This is a genomic window from Terribacillus jepli (assembly GCF_047228925.1).
Classification (GTDB): Bacteria; Bacillota; Bacilli; order Bacillales; family Amphibacillaceae; genus Terribacillus.
Map to the genome: position 1 here is coordinate 1 of NZ_JBFEGH010000009.1, position 17308 is coordinate 17308.

17 protein-coding genes are annotated in these 17308 nt (G+C 45.5%); 11 read left to right on the forward strand and 6 right to left on the reverse strand.

The genetic code is table 11. The annotated features are described in order from the left end of the window. Nucleotides 1-417 precede the first annotated feature (417 nt). The 3 genes from licT (at nt 418) to AB1K91_RS11095 (ending at nt 4842) form a co-directional block, all read left to right on the forward strand. A complete protein-coding gene (gene licT / locus AB1K91_RS11085) occupies nt 418-1275 on the forward strand; it encodes a BglG family transcription antiterminator LicT (RefSeq protein ID WP_413089900.1) in 858 nt (285 codons plus the stop codon). 183 nt (nt 1276-1458) lie between these two features. Beyond that, the gene (locus AB1K91_RS11090) at nt 1459-3375 is read left to right on the forward strand and encodes a beta-glucoside-specific PTS transporter subunit IIABC (RefSeq protein WP_413089901.1); all 1917 of its coding nucleotides are present in this window, start codon (nt 1459-1461) and stop codon (nt 3373-3375) included. Between the two features lie 36 nt (nt 3376-3411). Then, the gene (locus AB1K91_RS11095; protein ID WP_413089902.1) at nt 3412-4842 is read left to right on the forward strand and encodes a 6-phospho-beta-glucosidase; all 1431 of its coding nucleotides are present in this window, start codon (nt 3412-3414) and stop codon (nt 4840-4842) included. A 183-nt stretch (nt 4843-5025) separates the two neighbouring features. Here the strand turns inward: AB1K91_RS11095 and AB1K91_RS11100 are convergent, their stop codons facing one another. Further along, nucleotides 5026-5568, reverse strand: a complete 543-nt coding sequence (locus tag AB1K91_RS11100; protein WP_413089903.1) for a PepSY domain-containing protein — start codon at nt 5566-5568, stop codon at nt 5026-5028. A gap of 180 nt (nt 5569-5748) precedes the next feature. On the opposite strand from AB1K91_RS11100, the gene AB1K91_RS11105 reads away from it, so the two are divergent. Both AB1K91_RS11105 and AB1K91_RS11110 read left to right on the forward strand, forming a co-directional pair. Further along, complete coding sequence (locus AB1K91_RS11105) at nt 5749-7206, forward strand: aldehyde dehydrogenase family protein (protein WP_413089904.1); 1458 nt, start codon at nt 5749-5751, stop codon at nt 7204-7206. A 19-nt stretch (nt 7207-7225) separates the two neighbouring features. Continuing rightward, nucleotides 7226-7870, forward strand: a complete 645-nt coding sequence (locus AB1K91_RS11110) for an SDR family oxidoreductase (RefSeq protein ID WP_413089905.1) — start codon at nt 7226-7228, stop codon at nt 7868-7870. Nucleotides 7871-8314: 444 nt separating this feature from the next. On the opposite strand, the gene AB1K91_RS11115 is transcribed toward AB1K91_RS11110, so the two are convergent. The 4 genes from AB1K91_RS11115 to AB1K91_RS11130 all read right to left on the reverse strand — a co-directional run bounded on the left by AB1K91_RS11115 (nt 8315) and on the right by AB1K91_RS11130 (nt 10695). Next, nucleotides 8315-9301: an LLM class flavin-dependent oxidoreductase gene (locus AB1K91_RS11115; RefSeq protein ID WP_413089906.1), complete on the reverse strand. Its 987-nt coding sequence runs from the start codon at nt 9299-9301 to the stop codon at nt 8315-8317. A 27-nt stretch (nt 9302-9328) separates the two neighbouring features. After that, entirely contained in the window at nt 9329-10075 is a 747-nt protein-coding gene (locus AB1K91_RS11120) for an NADPH-dependent oxidoreductase (protein WP_413089907.1), read from the reverse strand. A gap of 124 nt (nt 10076-10199) precedes the next feature. Beyond that, complete coding sequence (locus tag AB1K91_RS11125; protein WP_413089908.1) at nt 10200-10499, reverse strand: spore coat protein; 300 nt, start codon at nt 10497-10499, stop codon at nt 10200-10202. Next, nucleotides 10492-10695 carry a hypothetical protein gene (locus tag AB1K91_RS11130; RefSeq protein WP_413089909.1) on the reverse strand — a complete coding sequence of 68 codons (204 nt, stop codon included), beginning with the start codon at nt 10693-10695 and terminating at the stop codon, nt 10492-10494. Before AB1K91_RS11130 ends, AB1K91_RS11125 begins: the two co-directional genes overlap by 8 nt. 104 nt (nt 10696-10799) lie before the next feature. Here AB1K91_RS11130 and AB1K91_RS11135 point away from each other — a divergent pair, with 104 nt between their 5' ends. The 3 genes from AB1K91_RS11135 to AB1K91_RS11145 are packed head-to-tail and all read left to right on the forward strand — an operon-like array spanning nt 10800 to nt 12539. Beyond that, a complete protein-coding gene (locus tag AB1K91_RS11135) occupies nt 10800-11030 on the forward strand; it encodes a spore coat protein (RefSeq protein WP_413089910.1) in 231 nt (76 codons plus the stop codon). Next, complete coding sequence (locus AB1K91_RS11140) at nt 11023-11406, forward strand: spore coat protein (protein ID WP_413089911.1); 384 nt, start codon at nt 11023-11025, stop codon at nt 11404-11406. The genes AB1K91_RS11135 and AB1K91_RS11140 overlap by 8 nt, the downstream gene beginning before the upstream one ends. Then, nucleotides 11403-12539, forward strand: a complete 1137-nt coding sequence (locus tag AB1K91_RS11145) for a zinc-dependent alcohol dehydrogenase (RefSeq protein WP_413089912.1) — start codon at nt 11403-11405, stop codon at nt 12537-12539. Before AB1K91_RS11140 ends, AB1K91_RS11145 begins: the two co-directional genes overlap by 4 nt. 26 nt (nt 12540-12565) lie before the next feature. Here the strand turns inward: AB1K91_RS11145 and AB1K91_RS11150 are convergent, their stop codons facing one another. Further along, nucleotides 12566-14290 (reverse strand): ABC transporter substrate-binding protein, encoded by a 1725-nt coding sequence (locus AB1K91_RS11150; RefSeq protein WP_413089913.1) that lies wholly within the window; start codon nt 14288-14290, stop codon nt 12566-12568. A 99-nt stretch (nt 14291-14389) separates the two neighbouring features. Between AB1K91_RS11150 and AB1K91_RS11155 the strand changes: the two genes are divergently transcribed. The 3 genes from AB1K91_RS11155 (at nt 14390) to AB1K91_RS11165 (ending at nt 17235) form a co-directional block, all read left to right on the forward strand. Then, nucleotides 14390-15661, forward strand: coding sequence for an MDR family MFS transporter (locus tag AB1K91_RS11155; RefSeq protein WP_413089914.1), 1272 nt, complete (start codon nt 14390-14392; stop codon nt 15659-15661). Between the two features lie 67 nt (nt 15662-15728). Beyond that, a complete protein-coding gene (locus AB1K91_RS11160; protein ID WP_413089915.1) occupies nt 15729-16235 on the forward strand; it encodes an LURP-one-related/scramblase family protein in 507 nt (168 codons plus the stop codon). An 82-nt stretch (nt 16236-16317) separates the two neighbouring features. Next, nucleotides 16318-17235, forward strand: coding sequence for a helix-turn-helix transcriptional regulator (locus AB1K91_RS11165; protein ID WP_413089916.1), 918 nt, complete (start codon nt 16318-16320; stop codon nt 17233-17235). Nucleotides 17236-17308 lie beyond the last annotated feature (73 nt).

Below are 17308 nucleotides of genomic sequence, written 5' to 3' on the forward strand. Positions count from 1 at the left end.
GAACGGGGATCTTCGACTTCATTGTCAGTTTCCCTTTATTTTCACGGTGTATTTTCAATGCATCTTCTCGTAGATTGCTCATCCTCTTACATCCCTTCTGTATATGTAAATATCTAATAGTAGATTTCTATACCAGCTTTGATTATACCTTTCTGCAGAGTAGGAAAGCGATTAATTGGCTTGTAATTCCCATTTTATAATTAAAATAATCGTTAGTTTAAATAAAGAAAGTGAAGCCGGACTTTACTTCCTTAGATTGACAGGGAAATTCTGCTGTGATATTTTCAGTGTAAAGCGTTTACAAACTGAGCGAGGATTGTTACCGCATTGCGGGCAAAACCTGAATTTGCACAAGCAGACAGCTGTTATGTGTAAATTTGGGTTTTTTTCATTCTGCTATGGAAATGGGGGAAATCGATGAAGATCGATAAGATTTTGAACAATAGTGTTGTGGTTACAAGGAATGATGCTAATCAAGAGCTGGTTGTGATGGGAAAAGGTTTGGCTTTCAAGAAGAAAATCGGGGATTCCATCGATGTATACCAGATTGAGAAAAAATTCATCTTGGAAAAGTCAGGTATGACCGATAAATTAGAGACATTATTGCGGGATGTTTCTCCAGTTTATCTTAATATTGCTGCCAAAATAGTGGAATATGCACGTGGCCATCTCCCGTACGACTTGGATGAATATCTTTATGTCGCATTGACTGATCACCTCAGTTTTGCCATCAGCAGAGAGAAACAAGGAATCACCTTGAAGAACCCGCTTGTTTGGGAGATACGGAAATATTATAAACAAGAATATAAGATTGCATGGAAAGCGCTGGACATAATCGAGGAGGATACAGGCCATCATCTGGGAGAGGATGAAGCCGCATCCATCGCATTGCATTTGGTCAACAGTCAGCTGACAGGCGAGCACGTGATGACAGCCGTACAAGTGACGGAAATGGTCAGTAACCTGCTGAATATTGTTACGTATCATGTAAAAGGAAACCTGGATGAGAGTTCGGTCAATTATGAGCGGTTCCTGACACACTTGCGATTTTTTGCTGTGCGTTTCCTGCGTGATGAAAGATTGCCTGAATTAGCAGAATCATTCCTTTATGATCAAGTACGGCTGAAGTACAAGCATGCATTTCAATGTACAGAAAGAATGGACTTCTATTTGAGGGAAAAATTTGATTCTGGACTTACGCAGGATGAACAATTGTATCTTACTGTTCATATACATCGTCTGACTAAACAATCGAATCAGCATAAAAGTAAATGAATTGTAAATGTAAGCGTTGACATTTTGGAGTGAAGGTGATACATTTTAACCATCAGCTGAATATCCTTCGAAGGAATGTTACCTTAATAGGGCATAACCTGATTAGTTTGGCCGCACAGCATTTGTGCGCCAGAACTAATCAGGTTTTTTATTTGCCAAATTCCAATAAAAGGTGGGATTAAGATGAAGTATGAACAATTGGCCAAAGATATCATCGAGCATGTCGGCGGCCGGGAGAATGTCAACAGTGTTGTCCATTGTATCACCCGTTTGAGGTTCAAATTGAAAGATGAAGATAAAGCAAACACCGATGCACTCAAGAACATGGACGATGTCGTCACCGTCCTGAAAAGCGGAGGGCAGTATCAGGTTGTCATTGGTAACCATGTGCCTGACGTCTATAAAGCAGTAACGCATGTCGGGGGCTTTACCGGCAACGAACAATCAGCACAGGAAGACGATAAAGATGCGAATCCTTTCAATAAATTCATCGATATCATCTCAAGCATTTTTACGCCAGTACTTGGGGTTTTGGCTGCAACAGGTATGATCAAAGGTTTCAATGCCATGTTCCTGGCCTTTAAATGGATTGAAGAAGATTCCGGAACCTATCAAATCCTTAATGCTATTGGCGATTCCTTGTTCTACTTCTTTCCTATTTTCTTAGGTTATACCGCAATGAAGAAATTTGGCGGCAGTCATTTTATCGGAATGGCTATCGGTGCGGCACTTGTTTATCCGACATTATCGGGACTTACAACGGGCGATCCGCTGTATACATTATTCAGTGGTACGCTGTTTGAATCTCCTGTGCATATTACTTTCTTAGGGATGCCGGTAATCTTGATGACGTATTCATCGTCCGTTATACCGATTATTTTGGCAACGTTCTTTGCAGCGAAAGTGGAAAGAGGCTTTGCTAGGATTGTACCTAGCGTCATCAAAACCTTTGTTGTACCGTTTTTGACACTGCTGGTGGTTGTGCCATTGACATTCTTGATCATTGGTCCGATTGCTACGTGGGCAGGACAGCTTATCGGGCAAGCAACCCTTAGCATCTATGACTTAAGTCCAATCATTGCTGGTTTGTTCCTTGGTGCCTTCTGGCAGATATTCGTTATCTTCGGATTGCATTGGGGACTTGTACCGATCTCGATAAATAACTTATCTGTTTACGGAGGAGACCCTATACTAGCACTTATCTTTGGTGCTTCCTTCGCACAGATTGGTGCGGTATTGGCTGTTTGGATCCGCATCAAACAAAGAAAACTTAAGACATTAAGCATCCCTGCCTTTATCTCTGGAATTTTTGGTGTAACGGAGCCGGCAATTTACGGTATTACATTGCCACTTAAACGCCCATTTATCATTAGTTGTATCGGCGGAGCATTAGGAGGTGTCGTTTTAGGTATAACGAAAACAACAGGATATATGACAGGTGGGCTTGGCATCTTCGCAATTCCTACATTCATCGGGCCAAACGGTTTTGATTTGGGATTCTGGGGATCATTCATCTCGATAGGGGTGGCGTTTGCGAGTGCATTCGTACTGACAATGCTATTTGGATTCACAAAGGAAAACAATAAGCCGGATACTGTAGGAGAGCCTGCAACTCCGATTCAAAAGGAAGAGAAGCTGGCTATTGGCAATGATGTTATTGCTAGCCCATTCCAAGGTTCTGTAGTTCCTTTATCTGAAATCAAGGATGAAGCATTTGCGACAGGCGCACTCGGCAAGGGTGTGGCAATCATTCCATCAGAAGGAAAACTGTACGCTCCTGCTTCTGGCGTTGTGTCGGTTTTATTCCCAACAAAACATGCCATCGGAATCACAACGGATAACGGAGCCGAAATTCTCATCCATATCGGTATGGATACAGTTCAGCTGGATGGGAAATTCTTTGAGGCTCAAGTAAAGCAAGGGGACCGTGTGGAAAAAGGGCAGCTGTTAATAGAGTTCGATTTGGAAAGTGTCCAGAATGCGGGCTTCGATATCACGACACCAGTTGTAGTCACGGATGTAAAGGGTTACAATCTGGTTGCGGCAACAGAGGAAAAGCAAGTGAAATGGGGCGAGCCGTTGCTTACCCTGAATATCTAATGCTTGATAGTGGATTGAATGAGAGGAGCAGTGTACATGAGTATTTTTCCGAAAGGATTTTTATGGGGCGGTGCTGTTGCAGCCAACCAAGTAGAAGGTGCCTATCGTGAGGGCGGGAAAGGACTGACGACAGTCGATCTGCTGCCGATAGGTGCGAATAGATTTTCCATCATGCAAGGTAATATTGAAACACTTGAGCCAGTTGCCGGGGCGTATTACCCATCACATGAGGCGATTGATTTTTACCACAGCTACAAAGAGGATATTGCTTTATTTGCAGAGATGGGGTTCAAGGCACTGCGGGTTTCCATTGCTTGGGCCCGTATCTTCCCGCAGGGGGATGACGAACAGCCGAATGAAGAAGGATTGCAGTTCTATGATGATTTGTTTGATGAATTGCTTAAATATGAAATTGAGCCAGTGGTTACAATGGCGCATTTCGATGTACCAGTCCATCTTGTACAGAAATATGGAAGCTGGCGGAACCGGGCACTTGTCTCCTTCTTTGAAAACTATGCCAGAACCATTTTCACCAGATACAAAGATAAAGTGAAGTACTGGATGACATTCAATGAAATCAATATGCTTTTGCATCTGCCATTTGTCGGTGCTGGACTGGTCTTCCGTGAGGGAGATGACAAAAAGCAAATCCAGTACCAGGCAGCTCATCACCAGTTGATTGCAAGTGCACTGGCAGTGAAGCTGTGCCACGAAATCATTCCTGGAGCAAAGATTGGCTGTATGCTGGCTGCCGGTACAACTTATCCGTATTCGGCAAATCCGGCTGATTATCTTGATGCGATGGAGCGGGACAGAGATTCCTTTTTCTTTATCGACGTACAGGCTCGCGGTGCCTACCCAGGGTATGCGAAACGCTTTTTCAAAGATAATGATATTGTCATCGATATGGAACCAGGCGATGAAGAAATACTGCGCCATACTGTCGATTATATTGGTTTCAGCTACTACGCCAGCCGCACGACAAGCACGGATCCGGAAGTGCTCGGCAAGACCACTGCCGGAAATGTATTTGGATCGGTGGAAAATCCATATTTGCCAAAATCGGAATGGGGTTGGACAATAGACCCGACAGGCTTCCGTATTACAGCGAATCAGCTTTATGATCGCTACCAAAAACCGTTGTTTGTAGTGGAAAATGGCTTGGGTGCAGTGGATACGGTCAATGAAGAGGGGAAAGTGGAAGATTCCTATCGGATTGACTATCTTCAAAAACATTTGGAACAATTGCGCGAAGCAATTGAGGATGGCGTGGAAATCCTTGGCTACACAAGCTGGGGACCGATCGATCTCGTCAGCGCGAGTACTGGGGAAATGAAGAAGCGATATGGCTATATCTACGTGGATAAGGATAACGATGGAAATGGTTCTCTTAAAAGAATGAAAAAGAGCAGCTTCCATTGGTATAAAAAGGTCATCGAAACAAATGGCGGAAGCTTGAGCGATTAACGAAAATAGCACCTCCCGGAATCAGCCGGAGAGGTGCTGTTCCATTGTTATCCGCTTTTCTGTTTTGTCGGACGGATGAGCAGTTCATTGGCTGCTTCGGATATCAGATTCCACCTACTAATAACCTGTTTGGAGAATATGAAACATAAAAAAAGAGCCTCCTTAAGGAGACTCGGGTTTTGATCAGTCATCATCACCATCATCATTGATGGATTCTTTTTCTGTATATGTCACGTCGCCGGATTCTGCGTCAACAGTCACTTCGATTTCATCCTTATCTGTACGAAGTTCCACATCATATTCCAGTCTGCCATCGTCTTCATCTAGGGAGATATCAGTCAGTACAGCACCTTTTTCTTGTGCCAGAGCTGTTTTGGCTGCTGCTTTGATATCTACTTTTGGCTGCGTTACTTGATTATCATCATCATCGTCATCTTTCCGAGACTCGACTGATCCATCATCTGCATTTACGCGAAGATCATATTCTGCTTTATCATCATTAATATCCACTTCGTAATAAGCCTGCCCATTTCGTGCAGTATCCAGCTCGACGCTAGTGACTGTTCCTGCTTGTTCTTTGCTTGCATTATCAATTGCTTGATCCAAATTCACTTTCGCATCAGTTGGAACTTTATCATCGTCCGCACTTACGTGGTGGAAACCGAAGCCTAATCCTGCTGCCAAAGTCACTGCTAAACCGCTTGCTATTAGATTTTTTCTTTTCATAGTAATCCATCTCCTTGTTCGTTGTTATGGTACTACTATATCCAACGCATCTTAGAGCAGCATGAAGTGAAAATTAGAAAACGCTGAGAAAAAGGGAAGGTGTTTCACAGATGTTTTGTTTAATCCCATTCAGAGCGGGAACTATCTCTAAGTCGAGGCAATTCCTAAGGAGGCGTTATCATGCAAAAGCAGTTCGATGTACTTTATATAGACGGTGAATGGCGTAAAGGAAACAGTGAAGAGTCATTTGAGAATATCAATCCATATACAGGCGAGACTTTGCTTACGATTCAAGGAGCAAATGAAGAGGACTTGGATGAAGCATACAAAGCAGCAGCCAGAGCGCAGAAAGAATGGGCAAAGCAGCCGCCGCAAGTGAAGCGGGAGCTGACCGAGAAGGCAATTCAGATCATCGAGCGGGACAAAGATCTGTTCATCGAATGGCTGATCAAGGAAGCAGGCAGTACGTATCGGAAGGCTTTGGGTGAAATCGCGACTGCGGTCAATTTCATGAAGGAAGCTGCTTCCTATCCGAATCGGATGAAAGGGGAAGTATTCCTTTCCCATGTTCCCGGCAAGGTGAATAAAGTTTACCAGGAACCGCTTGGGGTAGTCGGTGTCATCAGTCCATGGAACTTCCCGCTTCATTTGACGATGCGTTCTGTTGCAGCGGCCTTGGCTACAGGTAACAGCGTGGTCATCAAACCTTCCAAGGATACTACTGTGACTGCGGGTTCGCTCGTGGCAGCATTGTACGAGGAGGCCGGTGCGCCGAAAGGCCTGATCAACCTTGTCAGCGGTAAGAGCTCCGAAATCGGTGATAGTTTTGTGACGCATCCGATCCCGCGGCTGATATCCTTTACTGGATCCACAGGAGTCGGTAAGCATATCGCATCCCTTGCTGCTGGCGAACTGAAAAGTACAGCTTTGGAACTGGGCGGGAATAATGTCCTTATCGTGATGGAAGATGCCAATATCGATGCGGCAGTGGAATCTGCTGTTTATGGCAAATTCTATCACCAAGGTCAGGTTTGTATCGCACTGAACCGCATCCTCGTCCAAGCCTCCGTGGCAGAGGAATTCACGAGCAAGTTCGTTGCAAAAGTCAAAGAATTGCGATACGGTGACCCTGCAGATAAAAACACACAAGTAGGCCCGATTATAAATGAGCAGCAAGTGGACAGCATAAAAGAGCAGCTGCAGCGTGCAATTGATGCTGGTGCAAACATTTTGACTGGCGGCAATTGGAATGGCAATGTGCTGGAACCTACTGTCGTCAACCAAGTGGACAACCAGTCACCGCTTGCAGCCGAAGAGATTTTTGGACCAATCGCACCGATCATTACATTTGAAACAGAGGATGAAGCAGTCGGGATGGCGAATGAGCATCCATACGGTCTTTCCGGTGCCGTACATTCTACAGTGGGGCATGGTGAGTTGATTGCCAAACGGATTGAAACAGGAATGGTACATGTCAACGATCAGAGTATCAATGATGAGCCGCAAGCCCCATTCGGCGGTGTGAAGCAATCCGGGCTTGGCCGTTTCAATGGCAAATGGGCATTGGAGGAATTCACCGAAACGAAATGGATCGGTGTCCAGAATGAGCGCACGGATTATGACAGCTTTTTGAAATAAACAGAAATGAGGGATGAACATGAGCAAAGTATTCATTATCGGAGCAAACGGTAAAGTAGGGAAAAACCTGGTTAACGAACTGAATGAGAAGAAAGAGCACGAAGTATCCGTCGGATTGCGGAAGGAAGAACAATTCGGATATTTCGAAGAGAAAGGCGTAAAACCGGTCTTCTTGAACTTGGAGGATAATGTGGACGCGATTACAGACGCAATTCAAGGCTCCGATGTTGTTGTATTTACAGCAGGATCAGGCGGCAGCACTGGAGCAGATAAGACACTTGCCATCGACTTGGATGGAGCGGCAAAATCCGTGGAAGCAGCTGAGAGAATCGGAGCAAAACAGTACATCATGGTAAGTGCCATCCATGCAGATTCTCCCGAGGAATGGAGTGAAGGCATGAAGCCCTATTATATCGCCAAGCACTATGCCGATAAGATAGTCCGAGGCAGCAAGCTGAATTACACCATCCTGCGCCCGGGCGGATTATCAGATGAAGCAGGAACTGGGAAAGTGACAACCGATCCATCCGGATTCAAGACAACTCAAATTCCGCGAGAAGATGTTGCACGTGCCATCGTTGCTGCGATCGGGAATGAGAAGGCAGAAGGTAAGATTGTTTCTTTGCTGGCGGGAGATACGCCAGTTAAGGAAGTTTATAATTAAAGAAAAAAGGAAGAAGGCCGCTATTTTTGCGGTCTTTTTTATTGCCCTATATTATATTTGATATGTAAAAATTTACATTCTGCATTTCTCTATCATTCAAGTAGACTTACTATATGAAAGAGTTACTTTTGTTTTATCTGTAGTGATACTGCTGGGTGCTCGACCTGAAATAAAGGATGCAAATTGAGGAAAAGAAAGAAGGATTCGTTTACGAACCGATGGATGAAAATTAAGGTAAATAGTAACAAGAAGCATATTCTCAGCGGTAAGGATGAGAGGGCATATAGTTTACTCCGGTGAGTTATTTGCTGTAATTTCCTTTGCGATTCTTAGTGTGCTTTTTCATAATAACTACCAAGTTTGAAACTGAAACGCTATTCTCTTTGTCATTTTCGGTAAATAACAGGAAGAAAGAACCTCTGGGATGAGGTTCTTTCTTCTTAATTACTTCCATAGCTCAGAAAGCAATGTATAGCTATTTCTGCGTTTTTCTTGGTCATGGATGTCTGCTGAAACGATCAATTCATCAAACTGTGTTTTGGCATGGAAGGCTTCCAGTTCGCTGGCTACTTTTTCTTTGTCTCCGACGAAGGAGTAAGTCAGCGTGTTGGTGACATGCAGTTTTTCATGCTCATTCCAGATATGGTCCATGCTTTCAACCGGTGCTGTGGAGGCACCGGAGCGGCCGCGGATGATGCTGAGGAATTTCAGCTTCAGTGTCGTGGACAGGAATTCTGCTTCTTCATTCGTATCCGCAACGATTCCATTTACGGTCACCATCGCATATGGTTTGTCCAGATACACAGATGGCTGGAATCTTTCACGGTATAACCGCAATGCATTATGCAGCTCGGCTGGTGCGAAGTGGCTGGCAAATGCAAAAGGCAAACCGAGCATGGCAGCGAGCTGGGCGCTGAAGGTGCTGGAGCCTAATAAATAAACCGGCACGTTTGTTCCATGTCCAGGATATGCTTTGATTGGCGTATTCGCATCACCCAAATACTGCAGCAGCTCCTGGACGTCTTCCGGGAAGTTTTCTGCACTTGTATGTGCGTCACGACGTAATGCGCGGCTTGTCATATAATCTGTACCAGGTGCGCGTCCGAGTCCCAAGTCGATTCGGTCAGGGTACATCGTTGCCAGTGTTCCGAACTGTTCAGCTATGACTAGCGGAGAGTGGTTCGGCAGCATGACGCCGCCGGAGCCGACACGGATGGTCGAGCTATGGCCAGCGAGGTATCCGATCAGTACGGAAGTGGCGGAGCTGGCGATACTTGGCATATTGTGATGCTCGGCGACCCAATAGCGTTTATAACCCAGTTTTTCTGTATGCTGGATCAGCTGCTTGCTGTTCTCGAAAGCTTGTTTTGGGGTTTTATTATCTGGTACAGGTGATAGGTCCAAAACCGATAAAGGTGTTCTGGTCATCATTCATTCTTCCTTTCTCCTTGGATCCTCTTATTTATAATCGTATCCGCTCTGTTTCAGAACGTCTGTTACTTTTTCGTATTCCTTAAACCGTTCGGAATAGAAGGCGGCAATCCGTTCCGACCAAGGATATGCTTTTGTTTCACCAGTGCGGGATTTGATTGCTGCTTGCTGCGTTCTATCCATTTCTTTGACAGCTTCCTGCTGGTTGTGTGCATAAGTCTCCTTATGATAGAAAGCTTCCAATGGAATCCGCGGACTTTGTGGTGGCAGCGGTTCGGACGGATAGCCGATGGCAAGGCCGGAAATCGGGAAAGCAAGCTCCGGCAATCCGAGCAGCTCTGAGATTTCTGCTGGGCTTCTGCGGACGCCGCCGATTGGTACGGTGCCCAGACCCATGGATTCTGCAGCTGCAACAGCAGTGCCAAGTGCAATACCGACATCGGTGGAGCCGACTAGCACAGACTCGATATCATGCATGACTTCGAGCTTCTTATCGTGTATATCCATTACGTATTTAGCGCGGCTGTAATCCATGCAGAAGACGAGAAAAGCAGCTGCGTCATCGACATGTTTCTGATTACCGCACAGCTCTGCTAGCTGGCGCTTTCTCTCTTCGTCAGTCACGACAACAACAGAAACTTGCTGGCCGTTGATCCAGTTCGGTGCCTGGATAGCTGCTTTCATGATGCTATCCAGCTGTTCCTCTGTCATTTTTTTATCAGTGAATGTCCGTACAGAACGGTGATTGTGTAATTGGTTGATGAAGTCGTTCATAATAGCCTCCCATTCGTCATGCGACTTACATGCTCTACGGAATATTATACGTAGGTGAAAGAAAAGAAAGCAAAAGAACAGCTTACAAGTAAAAAGCACGAGCGACTCGGCTCATGCTTTTCCCTTAATCCCTGTTCAATGTAAGCACGGTTTCAGCGGTCTCATTCAATACACGCAGCTGCTGAGTCGGACCCTGCGGATAATAATAGCCATGCTCCATCATATAGCTGAATACACGCTCATGTTGATCGATATGCTCATGCAGCTTTCGTTTTAAATCTGTACGCAACTGCTCATTGCCTGTTTCATTGATTGCCTTGGCGGTATTGATGATCGCCGTCTTGACGGTTACCAGCAAATCGGTCACGATCACTTGATCTGTTATTTCCCGGGCAGATCCTAGTATTTCAAAGAGCTTATCCATGCGACTCCTCCTGATTCAGGAAACGCTGCAGCATATGGATGTGGCGCTTGTCCGCATCGGATTGGACTTTCAGCAGCGTCTTTAGCCCATCGTCTTTAGCCAAGAAGCGCATACTTGAGGACTTTGTCAGTGAAAGGCATGCTGTATTCAATAATTCCATCGCTTCCATGGTTTCGTGGATACCGGATTGGTGCATATCAGAGCGCCTCCTTTTTACAGCTAGCTTGTGAGGAACAAGCTTCTTTATACATAAAATCGTGTCTTGGGGAAAAGCTGTAACAAAGATAAGGGGGATGGATGATGAGTGATAATCAGCGATTGGCTCCGCATGAAACGATGGATGTCCATGAACTGCTGAATTTTAAGACAACAGCGGTCATGAAAGCGAAATTCCTGCAAGGTGTCGTGTTCGATCAGAAGATCAAGCAGCTGATGGAGAGAGATGTGGAAATCTCAGCACGTCAAATACGGGAGTTGGAGGAGTTGTACAGCAGATCGATGCTAATAAAGGAAGGTGGAGCTGATGCGTGATTACTTGGATCCGGAAAATGCCAAAGGAATGCCCGACCTGATGGATTCGGCTATTTGTACCGAATTGCTCATCACGGCGAAATCGGCTGTGAACAATTACGCAATTGCAGTCACCGAGGCTGTGAATCCGGATCTTCGTCAAACATTGGTACGCCATTTGGATGAAGCCATCGAGATGCAGGGTGCTATTTCTGCTTTGATGGCACAGCATAATTGGCTGTTTCCAGCTGACCCGAAAGCACAGTTTCCATTTGATCGCAAAGCTGCCAATACAGCGATCGATGTCGTCAGTATGGATTTATTCCCATATGATACCGACCGTCTAGGTATGTTTGCCACACCGACGAATACCGAATCGAAGGAGAATCAGCAATGAAGGCCGTGACGTATCAAGGGATAAAGGATGTCCGCGTAAAGGAAGTGAAGACACCTTCGATCAAGAAACCTGATGATATCATCGTGAAGCTGACTGCCACAGCAATATGCGGATCTGATTTGCATTTGATCCATGGGATGATCCCGAATATGCCGGAGAATTATATCATCGGCCATGAGCCGATGGGGATCGTCGAAGAGGTCGGACCGGAAGTGACAAAGGTAAAAAAGGGCGATCGCGTCGTCATTCCGTTCAACGTAAGCTGCGGGGAATGCTTCTTCTGTCAAAATCAACTGGAAAGCCAGTGTGATAATAGCAATGAAAATGGCCAAGTGGGTGCTTATTTCGGCTACTCGGATAATAATGGCGGCTACCCAGGCGGCCAAGCAGAATACATGCGTGTGCCATACGGTAATTTTGTGCCTTTCAAAATACCGGAAAACTCAGAGGTTGCGGATGAGCAGTTGATTATGCTGGCAGATGCAGGATCGACAGCGTTTTGGTCCGTCGATAATGGGGGCGTGAAGCCAGGGGATACGGTTATCATTTTTGGCTGTGGTCCTGTGGGTCTGCTGACACAGAAATTCGCATGGCTAAAAGGTGCCAGCCGAGTCATCGCTGTCGATTACATCGATTATCGGCTGGAGCATGCCAAGCGAACCAATAATGTGGAAATAGTCAATTTCGAACAGCATGAAAATACCGGGGAATATTTGAAAGAAATCACCAAAGGTGGTGCGGATGTTGTCATCGATGCAGTCGGCATGGACGGGAAGATGACGCCGATGGAGTTCATCGGCAGCGGGCTGAAGCTCCAGGGTGGAGCATTAGGTGCATTCGTCATGGCTGCGCAATGTGTGCGCAAGGGTGGCAATATCCAAGTGACAGGGGCATATGGCGGTCGTTATAATGCCTTTCCATTCGGCGACATCTTCCAGCGCAATATCACGATCAAGAGCGGTCAAGCGCCTGTCATCCATACAATGCCTTATTTACACGGTCTGCTGCAGGAGCGGAAAGTCGATCTTGCTGACATCATCACGCATATCCTGCCGCTTGATCAAGCGAAGGAAGGCTATGAAAAATTCGACACGAAAACGGATGGCTGTATCAAGGTCATCTTGAAACCTTAAAAGCACCCTGAGCGAGGGTGCTTTTCCTATGCCAATTTATCAATCCACAGTTTACGGAAATTCGGGTGGCCGAATCCGGTCAGCTCCAAATCCTGTAGAAAAGAAGTATGGGTTCGTTCTTTGATCGGATGGTTTTGAAAGATGATAAGTCTTTCCATATGAAGATAAGCTTCGATTTTTTCAGCAATACTGCTGCGTTCGTCCTTGGTCTGTCCTTGTTGATAGCGATCTAATTGTGCGTCGATTTCCTTTAAATGGGGACCGAAATAAGTTCGAAACAGCAAAGCTTCATTCTTGAAGGCGCCGATAAAGGAAAGTTCCCGATCACTGTTCGCCACTTCTCCCATAAAAGCCATATCAAATCCAAGCATTTCCTCATTATTATAAATGCTGTCCAAGTTATATTCGCATAGTTCGAGCATGATGTTGTATTTAGCTGCTTCCTCTACGAGCCACTCGGCCTGCACAAAGGCTGATTTATGACGGAGAACGCCGACCTTCAGCGCTTCCCCTTGATATGCTGATTTAGCCAGGGCTCGCTGCATTTCCTCTACACTTTTCCGGGGAGGGAAAGAGTTTTCGGGAAAGTAGCTGCTCGCATGCTTCAGCTTACCAAACTGCTGCTCCAGATTTAATTCAGTGAAAATTCTCTCCGTATCTACCAAGTGATACATTGCTTCCCGGAAATATCTGTCCTGGATAATGGAATCACTATGAAAGTTGAATGCAAGGAATCGGAACCCTTGCTCGATTTCATAATGGGATTGGGTCGGCCCCTTTTGATCAGGCAGGCTGTAATTCACTTCTTTTTCGCCTGGTTTGATGCGCCACATTTCAATCCGGTCGAGGAAGGGGCGCATATGAAAGTAGGAAGGGAAGACTTCTAGTACAATTCTTTGATCAGTCCGTTCTTTCAGTTGATAAGGGCCGGTAGCTACCCATTCATTTTCATCGAAAGGTACATCATGCGGCAGGATGGCCATATGAGCACTTGCTATGTATCGCAGGAAAAACGGATTCGGTTTGGCTAATTTGAACCGGATGATATAGCGATCCATCACTTCGGACTGTGAAATATCCCTGACTAGCCAATGAAAAGGGGTACCGACAGTAAATCGTTCCACTGTATAAGCGATGTCTGCAGCAGTCATCTCACGTAAATGATGGAAGAGTACGCCTTTGCGTAAATAAAAAATCCACTCGGTGCAATCCTCATTGGTTTTCCAGTGATGAGCAAGATGAGGGTGTACACTATCTGTTTCTTGTTCATAAATGACAAGTGTATCGCTGAGTTGTTCGATTAGATGGCTTTCGAAAGTGACTGAGCTTTTGCAAGGATCAAGCGTCGTAATCTGCCGGTTAAAGACAGTGCGAAGGGTATCCTGTCCTTCCTGCTGCTGGTATCCGAAAAGCTGCTCCAGCTCCGTCATATGCGCATACCAGTGACGAGGGATCGGCAGCTGCAAGACCTGGAAAAGAATAGTTGGCTTGTCCTCGCGAATACAATGGGACAGACAGTTTTCGACCTCTTCCCGGAAATCGGTCAAAAACGTGAGGACAGAGCTGTGTCCTCTGCCGCGCCCTGGCTGATAACGAAGCTTACCGAGCTCCTCCAGCTTTTTCAGCTTGCGGATGACATGCCTTCTAGTGCATTGCCAAATAGCCTCGATTTCCAGCAGTGTACATGAAACTTGTTGGTTCTGTTCTTTCCCGTATAAATGAGCTCGTAAAAGGTAGTAACTGATATCCAACTTCCCCCCCCCTAAAAGGTGACATCTTTAATAGAATTATACACTTTTTACCTCTTTTTAACTTCTACATAATGGAAAAAAGAGAGAGGGGGAGCAGAAATGTTCAAAAGCCTGCATCCAAATATACGGATAAGAATTTATACATCTTTCATGAGCCGGATGATCGGTTCGATGATTTTCCCATTCATGGCGGTCTATTTCGTTCGGGAAATGAATGCTACGATTGCTGGAGTGCTGATGATGATCAATGTCATCATCCAGTTCCTTGCGAGCCTATATGGCGGGCACTTAGCCGACCGGATCGGAAGGAAGCGGATGATGGTGCTTGGAGAAGCGGCGAAAATGATCGCATTCATCGGAATGGTACTTGCTAATATGCCGGGCTTCACTTCCGCGATCATTACTTTTGCCATGCTGATGGTGATCAGCGTTGCCAGCGGGATGATCATGCCGGCGCAAGAGGCGATGCTGATAGATGTGAGTACACAGGAAACGCGAGCATATATGTATGCCATCAACTATTGGGCTAATAATTTGGCCATGATGATCGGTCTCACGATTGGTGGCTGGCTGTTCCAGGATTATATGTTCCAGCTGCTTATCGGATTGGCCGTCATGTCACTTGCAACGCTGACAGTCACTGCAGGATTCATCCAGGAAACATATACTATCAGCTCGATGTCCGGGGAAAAGAACGGATTGGGATTGAAATCTTTATTCGAGAGCTATCGCAGCGTGAGCAAAGATACGGCATTTCTGCTGTTCGTTCTAGGTGGAATCGCTATTCTGTCGCTTGAATTTCAGCGCAGCAATTATTTGACAGTCCGAATGGAGGAGGACATTTCCGAAATGGGGTTATCCTTATTTGGTTTCAGTTTTTCCATTGACGGTTTGCGATTGGTCAGTCTCCTGACGGTGGAGAATACGCTTTTGATCGTGTTGTTCACAGGGGTGGTAACCAAATTGATCAAAGGACATAATGAACGTCTGGTCATGTATGCAGGCTTTATTCTGTTCGGAGCGGGATTCATCATCATGGCTGTCAGCAATAACCCATTCATACTGGCGGCAGCGGTACTGATCCTATCCATTGGAGAACTGATGTATGTGCCAACCCGACAAAGCATGCTCGCTGATATGGTCGATGATACAAGACGAGGGACATACATGGCCTTCCACGGTTTTGTGTTCCAATTCGGGAAGCTGATTGGTGCAGGGGGCATCATCATGGGAGAAGCAATTGGTAAATACGGCATGGGCCTTAGCTATATTGTGCTTACCTTGCTTGGCATCTTGTTTTGCGAAATGGCAAGGAGGCAGCGTCAAGCTTCTATTATGCCTATATCAGCAAAAGAAAAAGAACTTATCTAGAAGTTGGAACAAAAGCCTCCATCTCTTCGTATGCAGGGAATAGAGATATTAGCGGAGGTGCGGCAATATGGGGACTTATTATATCAAGCAAAAAGTATTCAGCTTCAAGGATAGCTTTTCAGTATTTGATGAAAAGGAGCAGGAGGTTTACCGCGTCAAAAGTAAACTGTTCTCCTTTCAGGATCGGCTGACAATCACCGATTTGGATGATCAGCCGCTAGTTGCGATCAAGCAGCAACTATCCTTTTGGAAGCCAAAATATATCATTGAAGAAAATGGCAGGCAGGTAGCTGAAGTGACCAAGAATTTCACCTTTTTTAAAGCCAATTTCTCGTTGAAGCCGCAAAACTGGACACTGGATGGCGATGTGTGGTCTCACAAGTACACACTGTCGGATGAGAATGGACCGCTGATGCATGTAACGAAGAAGTGGTTCACCTGGGGTGACACATATGAGCTGCAGATAGAGGATGAATCCCATCTGCTTACCTATATCGCTGTCATGATCGTATTGGATATGGTCTTACACAATAATAATGGCTCCTTCTCAGTGGATGGAGGCGGAGGGGAATGAATAAGGGCAGCACGTGATGTGCAGCACCATATCTAGAGAGATACGTTTTAAGAACTCAATCAGGATAAAGGGTGGGACACATATGAAATTGGAGCGTTTGATCTCTATAATCTACAAACTTTTGAACCACGAAGTTCTGTCTGCATCTATGCTCGCTGAAGAGTTCGACGTTTCCCCAAGAACTATCTACCGGGATATTGATGTGATCTCAGCTGCGGGTATCCCAGTTATATCGTATCAGGGAAATAAGGGTGGCTATGGCATAATGGACGGATACAAGATGGACAGAAGTTTGCTCGGTTCATACGATGTGGATTCCTTGATCACGGTGCTCAAAAGCCTTGCAACTGTGTTTGAAGATGAGCGTGCACAGGGAACCATTGAGCGGCTGCAAACAATTGGGGAGAAGCATCAGAATCAGAATCTCTCGGTGGACTTTGAAAGCTATCGGACAGAGCCGGAAGCACTTCGCCAATTACGCTCTGGCATCACGGAGCGAAAGGTTGTCCGCTTTGATTATATTAATGCAGAGAATGAACGTACCACCCGTGATGTGGAACCATTGCAGCTTCATTATAAGTATAGCAATTGGTACATTAATGGATTTTGCCGAAAACGACAGGATTATAGGGAATTCCGATTGTCGCGGATGCTGAGGTTGTCTTTGACACAGGAAACGTTTCAGCCACATGATGAAATGCCGAAAGAAGATCTTACTTCCGATAATGTATGGCGGAATAAGGTGTCTGATGTGGTAATAAAGGTTAGGAAGGAGGCATTGGCGGAAGCGCTAGATCAGTTTCACCAGGTGGATAAGCAATTTCAAGATGATGGTAGCATGACGATGAGAATCCCTGTTTATGAGCCTTTAAAAGCGCGATGGTTATGGTCGATTCTGCTGGGTTTCAGCAGCGGAGCTGAAGTTGTCGAGCCACTTGCCTTGCGAGTCATTCTAAAAGAGAAGCTGCAAAACACAATTAAACTTTATGAAGAAGTATGACAGACTGCTGTCATACTTCTTTTTTTATAATGTGATCAGAAACAACTCAATACAATTATCTCAAAAGGAGACG